Origin of the sequence: Acinetobacter sp. ABJ-A23_2, assembly GCF_044538765.1 — a bacterium.
GTDB classification, from domain to species: Bacteria; Pseudomonadota; Gammaproteobacteria; order Pseudomonadales; family Moraxellaceae; genus Acinetobacter; species Acinetobacter nosocomialis_A.
Genome location: NZ_JBIUCP010000012.1, coordinates 69442 through 75842, shown reverse-complemented (window position 1 = coordinate 75842; position 6401 = coordinate 69442). Strand labels below are relative to the sequence as shown.

The window sequence follows — 6401 nt, the reverse complement described above, 5'->3', positions numbered from 1 at the left end:
CTATTTATTGTCAAATCCTTAGGAAACTTAAGGTTTAGCTGCTTGTTAATGTTCATTTTTTTAGCAGGTTGACATAAAATACTTTAATTGGTGGTTTTTTAACCATTTTTAACATAAGTGTCAAATTTCCTTAACATTACGTTTCATCTATTATTGACTTCATAAATTGTTACAATACAATGACCCCAGCTTTATCTCTTGTTAATGCTGGAAATGATTATGAAAAAACTTGGTTTAGCCACTGCTGTATTATTAGCCATGACCGGTGCTCATGCTTATCAATTTGAAGTTCAAGGTCAATCTGAATATGTTGACACAACTGCAAACGATAAAAACTACACTGGTGACGTTGCTGGTACATTCTATTTGAAAAATGTTGATACAGCTAAGGGTCCTTTAGCTGAAGCAGCTTTCTTAAACCAAGCTTCTAGCGTGTCTTTAGGTTATAGCTATCAACAATATGACCAAAACAACGGTTTAAACTACCGTGTAGGTACATACGGCGTTAAAGGTGAGGCATACGTTCCAACTCCTTACCTTCCTGTATACGCTAGCGCTACTTATAACCACACTGACGTTGACGGTAAAAACGCGATTTCTCGTGATGACCAAGGCGACCGTTATGCTTTAGAAGTTGGTGCAATGTTGTTACCTAACTTCTTGATGGCTGTTGGTTACACAAGCGTAGCTAACCAATTTGCTTTAGATAACTTCGGTATCATGGGCAACGGTATCTACTCTGCTGTTAACCAAACTGCTGCTATCCAAAACGATCAAGATGCTGTTACAGCACGTGCTAAATATGTAGGTCCAATCGACGGAACTAACATGGCAATCGGTTTTGAAGCTGCTGGTGCTTTCGGTCAAGAAAACCAATACGGTTTAAAAACTGACCTTTACTTAACTCCTAAGTTAAGCGTTGGTGCTGCATTCATCGGTAACGACGGCGTAGCTAACATCAAAGGTAATGACCTTGGTGAATTCCGCCAAGCTTGGGGTGGTAACGTAAACTACTTCATCACTCCTGCTCTTGCAGTTGGTGCGTCTTACATGAAAGCTGACGTTAAAAAGTCTAGCTACGACACACAAACTATCGGCTTAAATGCTAAATTCCGTTTCTAATTTAATTTAGAAATTGAATTAAAAAAAAGGACTCTATTGAGTCCTTTTTTTATGGCTTTTAACTACGTACGATATTTAAGAAATGTAAGTGACGTTCGTACTGATCAATAATGTCCTGAATTAGATCTTCCTGCGTCCAGTCCATTACATCGTAGTTTTGTCCACCCTCTCTCAAAAACACCTCAGCTTGGAAATACTGACCATCTTCAGCTTCAGTACGCCCAATTAAAAAACTTGGTGGCACTGTTTCACGTGAAACAACTTTATAAATAAAATTAATTTCATGGTGATGATCGACTCGAAGTTGCATACCGTCCTCAACTTCACTAATCGAAACCTCAAGATGACGGCGTTTAAACTCATGCTGAATATTTTCAAAAGCGCGTGAAACCTGCTTTTCAATATATTGCTTAACCTCTTCTTCGCTATGAGGATAGTGCATGATTAAACCAAGACGTTGTTGCCAACTTCTAGGGTTATGAATAGCACGTGGAGTAATGCGAGCTTCCTGAATTGCTTGCATTTTTGTGACATCGAGATGTAAAGCTTTTATAAGTCCCCAACTCATTAAGAGCATGACTACTGTAAATGGCAACGCACTCATAATAATGGAAGACTGAAGTGCGGCAAGTCCACCCACCAAGAGTAAGATAATAGCCAACACTGCCATCAGTACTGTCCAAAACAGGCGCTGCCAAGTGGGTGAATTTTCAGTTTTTGCAGTTAAGTAGTCTGTAACGAGTGCCCCTGAGTCCGCTGAAGTCACAAAGAATAAAACCACTAAAATAGTAGCCAGAATGTTCATAACACCTGACCATGGCAGGTGCCCTAAGAATTCAAACAGTGCAACTGATGAGTCTTGCTGAACAGCCTGAATGAGAGTGGTTTGATGTTCATGAATAATGCTAAATAACGCAGCATTTCCTAAAAAGCCCATCCAGATAATGGTAAAGCCTGTTGGAATAAGAAGAACGCCTACAATAAACTCTCGAATGGTACGACCACGTGAAACCCTCGCGATAAACATGCCCACAAATGGTGACCATGAAATCCACCAAGCCCAATATAAAATAGTCCATCCCCCAATCCATCCATTTGGCTGATAAGCATATAAATTGAATGTCATGGTAAAAAGGTTAGATATATATTGCCCAGTGTTTTGAATAGTGGTTTGAAGTAAATAAATACTAGGGCCAGCAATGAAGACAAATACTAATAATATTAAAGCTAAAACTAGATTTAGTTCTGATAAGCGTTTGACCCCTTTATCTAGGCCTAAGAACACAGATAATGAAGCTAAAATGCTCACAAAAATAATGAGCAAAACTTGGATATTGGTACTTTGCTCGACACCAAATAAATAATGTAAACCAGAGTTAATCTGGGTGACACCAAATCCGAGAGAAGTCGCTACACCAAATACCGTACCAATGGTCGCAAATATATCGATGCTATCACCCCATGGCCCATAAATCTTTTTACCAATGAGTGGATAAAGAGCTGAACGGGTCTTTAGAGGCAAATTATGACGATAAGCAAAATAAGCTAATGCTAAACCAACCACAGCATAAATTGCCCATGCATGTAAGCCCCAGTGGAAAAAGGTCACACGTAGAGCTTGTTGTGCTGCCTCAATTGTCTGTGGCTCACCACTTGGTGGGTTGACATAGTGCATGACAGGTTCAGCAACGCCAAAGAACATTAAGCCAATACCCATACCAGCAGTAAACAGCATGGCAAACCATGAACCGTTACTGTATTCGGGCTGGCTATGGTCAGGGCCTAATTTAATCCGACCTATCGAAGAACAGGCAATATAAATCAGTAGGATAAGAAAGAAAGCAACCGATAAAACATAAAACCAGCTAAATGAATCAGTGATCCACTGTTTTAACTGCTGCGTGAGAAGTTCAAAAGAACTCGGAGCGATCACAACAACTGCTAGGAATAAAGCAATAATAATGACCGTACCCAAAAAGACATTGGGATTAACATTTGCGAACCAACTCGTTTGTTTGGAAGGCATAAATCCTCCATATTATTTTAATGAAAATGACAGGCTTAAAGCCAATAAAGACATTCAGGAATGAACAAAGTTATATCTTTCAATAGAGAAAGCCGATAATACTTTAAGTAAACTTAAATAATATTGCAGTTACAAAGGTGTAAATAAACTCAACACCTCCTTCTTTATTTATCAGAATTCTTTTTAGGTGCGTGTGAGATGTACTGTAAAGCGATCAAACGCGTAACAATTAATGCCAAGTACATAACGCCACAAAACATTTGTAGCATTGCTAAAACACGTGCTGGTGGGCTAAGAGGCATGAGGTCAGACAGCCCTGTTGCTGACTGCAAACTAAAGCTTAAAAACAGTAAATCTAGCCAAGTTTGTATGTGATGGACATGGTTTGGATTTTGGAAGCTATTAGGAATGAGTAGCTGACAAATGTTGTATAAAAATGCAAAGCCCCAAGCGATTAGGGTAAAAACAGCGGCTGCTGCAAACAATTCATCCCGTGTTAGATATCGGTCGGCAAACATATAACGAAATAAACCATAAGCTGCCGAAAAGTAAGCTAACGCTTCACAACTATGGGCAAAAATCTGGATCGTTAAATTGCTGTAGCCTAATAAAATAAAAACGGAAGATACAATTGCTCCACTTACAAATGTGAGGCCCAGAAAAGTGAACATAGGGGTCTGACGAATAACCTTAGCAATAATGAGTAAAGCGAGAACTCCTAATGCCCAAGTGAAGGTTCTATACGCCTCATTATCAAAAGTCAGCATGGACAGAATAAGTAAAATGAACTGCACAAACAGCAACCATGCCGAAGGCAACAATCGAAAGCCTGCCCAAAACTCGATGATAGATCGCATTTAATTATTTTCCATTTTTCTTTATGTTTTTAATTATAGAAAATCATACTGTACAAAAAATAGGATAAACAAGTTGTTCTTTATTAAGGAGCTTCTTTTGAGTAAGCCATACAAGAGAAACAAAAAAAGCCCCGTAGGGCTTTTTTTGAGATGTTCAATATATTTTGATTAGTGGTCTGATGCGCCAGAAGCACCAATACCTGTCATTGAACGTACATATTGTGCATCGAAAGAAGCACGTTCTTTTTTCGCACGTGCTGAGTTGTCAGTCACTGAGAAGAACCAGCAGCAAAGGAAAGACAATGGCATCGCAAATAATGCAGGACCGTTAAATGGATTGATCGGTGTATCAGAGATTTTTAAAGTATCAACCCACACTGCTTTAGACAAGATGATCAGTACAACCGCTGTTACCAAGCCAACCACACCACCGATAACTGCTCCACGAGTAGTTAAACCTTTCCAGAACATTGAAAGAACAAGTACCGGGAAGTTTGCACAACATGCTACAGAGAATGCCAAACCTACCATGAATGCTACGTTTTGTTTTTCAAACAAAATACCCAAAATCATGGCAAAGATTGCTAAACCAAGTGTTGCGATTTTTGACATACGAAGTTCAGAAGCTGGAGTCGTTTGACCTTTCTTAAATACGTTAGCGTATAAGTCGTGCGAAATTGCAGACGCACCTGAAAGTGTTAAACCAGCAACAACAGCAAGAATCGTTGCGAACGCTACTGCTGAAATGAAGCCCATGAACAAGTCACCGCCTAAAGCGTCACTTAGATGCACAGCCGCCATGTTGTTACCACCAACCAGCTCAAGCTTGCCTGACACTGCCATTTTTGCAACATCAAGGAATTGCGGGTTGTTTGATACGAACAAGATCGCACCAAAACCAATAATGAAAGTTAAAAGGTAGAAGTAACCAATGAAACCTGTTGCTACCACAACCGACTTACGTGCTTCTTTTGCATCTTTTACAGTGAAGAAACGCATAAGAATATGTGGAAGACCTGCGGTACCAAACATAAGCGCTAAACCAAGAGATAAAGCATCAATTGGATTTGCAGCAAGTTTACCTGGCCCCATAATTTTTGAAGCATCTTCAAAGCTTACGTTATGAACTTTACTAAACACTTCAATAGATTGGGTAAACATGTTGCTGAAGCTAAAACCAACCGCTTTCATCACCATAAATGCCATGAAGGTCGCACCGCTCAGTAACATGACCGCTTTAATGATTTGTACCCATGTGGTTGCCAACATGCCACCAAAAATTACGTATGCCATCATTAATAGACCAACGATGACTACAGCGATGTTGTAGTTCAAACCAAATAGCAATTTGATGAGCTGACCTGCACCCACCATTTGCGCAATCAAGTAAAACGCGACAACAACAAGCGAGCTAAAAGCAGCTAGAGTACGAACTGGTTTTTCTTCAAGGCGGAATGACACGACATCGGAAAGGTTATATTTACCGAGGTTACGTAAACGCTCTGCTACCAAGAATAAAACGATTGGCCAACCTACCATGAATCCGAGTGAATAGAGCAAGCCATCAAAACCTGAGCTAAATACCATTGCGGAAATACCAAGGAATGACGCCGCTGACATATAGTCACCTGCAATTGCCAAACCATTTTGGAAACCACTGATTCCACCACCCGCAGTATAGAAATCTTGTGCAGATTGGGTTTGCTTTGCAGCCCATTTAGTAATGAACAGTGTGAAACCAACAAAGATGACAAACATGATAATGGCATGCCAGTTGGTTGCTTGTTGCTCTGCTTCACCTAAATCTGGGCTTGCCATAGCAACTGTTGAATATAGCGATGCTGCACCCAATAGGGCTTTCGCTTTTAATGAGTTCCATTTCATATTAGTGTAATCCTTTCTCGTGCGTGATGGCTTCAACTTCCTTCAACGCTTCTTCACTCAACTGGTCAAGGGTATTATTTGCGATATAGGAATAGACACCACAGAGTAGGAAAGATAAAACAATAATTCCTAAACCAAGCGGGATACCCCATGTCGTTACACCACCACTAAAGGAACTCATCAAAAATTCTTTGTTGTAGCCCACAAGTAGCATAAAGCCCACATACAGCACTAGCATGATGATGGTGAGCGTCCAGCTTAATGCACTTTTTTTCTTGACCATTTTTTGAAACTTTGGATTGCGTAGAATCTGTTCTACTTGGCTCTGATCCATAACCAAACTCCTTACCTAGTGCCCAACCTTGGTCACTTTTTTTTAATGTATTTTTTCATAATTAAAGTTAGCAAGATTCCAGCTTAGTCGTAACTTAGACTTTGGTCGTTAAAATTTAATCAATTTATAGCTTTGTTTCGGCTTGGGGTATGATAGGCATAAGGTTTCACTTATGTAG

At 39.8% G+C, this 6401-nt stretch carries 5 protein-coding genes; 1 reads left to right on the top strand and 4 read right to left on the bottom strand.

The features are described 5' to 3' along the window. The first annotated feature begins 219 nt into the window (after positions 1-219). Positions 220-1122, top strand: coding sequence for a porin Omp33-36 (omp33-36, locus tag ACH63V_RS06495; protein WP_002054064.1), 903 nt, complete (start codon positions 220-222; stop codon positions 1120-1122). Between the two features lie 58 nt (positions 1123-1180). On the opposite strand, the gene ACH63V_RS06490 is transcribed toward omp33-36, so the two are convergent. The 4 genes from ACH63V_RS06490 to ACH63V_RS06475 all read right to left on the bottom strand — a co-directional run bounded on the left by ACH63V_RS06490 (position 1181) and on the right by ACH63V_RS06475 (position 6223). Further along, positions 1181-3148, bottom strand: coding sequence for a BCCT family transporter (locus ACH63V_RS06490; RefSeq protein WP_396463028.1), 1968 nt, complete (start codon positions 3146-3148; stop codon positions 1181-1183). A gap of 164 nt (positions 3149-3312) precedes the next feature. Continuing rightward, positions 3313-4005, bottom strand: a complete 693-nt coding sequence (locus tag ACH63V_RS06485) for an ion channel (RefSeq protein WP_263614800.1) — start codon at positions 4003-4005, stop codon at positions 3313-3315. 168 nt (positions 4006-4173) lie between these two features. Further along, the gene (locus ACH63V_RS06480; protein WP_263614801.1) at positions 4174-5889 is read right to left on the bottom strand and encodes a cation acetate symporter; all 1716 of its coding nucleotides are present in this window, start codon (positions 5887-5889) and stop codon (positions 4174-4176) included. A 1-nt stretch (position 5890) separates the two neighbouring features. Then, complete coding sequence (locus ACH63V_RS06475) at positions 5891-6223, bottom strand: DUF485 domain-containing protein (RefSeq protein WP_000372818.1); 333 nt, start codon at positions 6221-6223, stop codon at positions 5891-5893. Positions 6224-6401: the final 178 nt, after the last annotated feature.